Below are 1099 nucleotides of genomic sequence, written 5' to 3' on the forward strand. Positions count from 1 at the left end.
ACCAGCAAGGTCTACGACGCGACGACGGCGGCGGCCCTCAGCGGCAGCGCCACCGTGACCGGCCTGGCCGGCGACACCGTCAGCGTGGCGGGCACGGGCAGCGGCAGCTTCGCCAACAAGAACGTGGGCAACGGCAAGGCGGTGACCGTCACCGGCTACCTGCTGAGCGGGGCCGACGCTGGCAACTACGTGCTCGTGCAGCCCACCGGGCTGAGCGCGAACATCACGCCGGCGAGCCTCACGGTCAGCGGCGTGGCCGCCGCCAACAAGGTTTACGACGCGACGACGGGTGCGACCCTCAGCGGCAGCGCTACCGTGACCGGCCTGGCCGGCGACACCGTCAGCGTGGCGGGCACGGGCAGCGGCAGCTTCGCCGACAAGAACGTGGGCAACGGCAAGGCGGTGACCGTCACCGGCTACCTGCTGAGCGGGGCCGACGCCGGCAACTACGTGCTCGTGCAGCCCGCCGGACTGAGCGCGAACATCACGCCAGCGAGCCTCACGGTGAGCGGCGTGGCCGCCACCAGCAAGGTCTACGACGCGACGACGGCGGCGGCCCTCAGCGGCACCGCCACCGTGACCGGCCTGGCCGGCGACACCGTCAGCGTGGCCGGCACGGGCAGCGGCAGCTTCGCCGACAAGAACGTGGGCAACGGCAAGGCGGTGACCGTGACCGGCTACCTGCTGAGCGGGGCCGACGCCGGCAACTACGTGCTCGTGCAGCCCACCGGGCTCAACGCGAACGTCACGCCGGCGAGCCTCACGGTCAGCGGCGTGGCCGCAGCGAGCAAGGTCTACGACGCGACGACTGCGGCGGCCCTCAGCGGCAGCGCCACCGTGACCGGCCTGCCCGGCGACAGCGTCAGCGTGGCGGGCACGGGCAGCGGCAGCTTTGCCAACAAGAACGTGGGCAACGGCAAGACGGTGACCCTCGCCGGCTACTTGTTGAATGGTGCCGACGCCGGCAACTACGTGCTCGTGCAGCCCGCCGGGCTCAGCGCGAACATCACGCCAGCGAGCCTCACGGTGAGCGGCGTGGCCGCCACCAGCAAGGTCTACGACGCGACGACGGCGGCCAGCCTTAGCGGCAGCGCTACCG

1 protein-coding gene is annotated in these 1099 nt (G+C 72.0%); it reads left to right on the forward strand.

Annotated elements, in window-relative coordinates:
- On the forward strand, nt 1-1099 hold a 1099-nt coding region (locus AC1D01_RS35965; protein WP_477874490.1), incomplete at both ends, for a YDG domain-containing protein.

This window comes from Rhizobacter sp. P3_B12 (assembly GCF_056402895.1).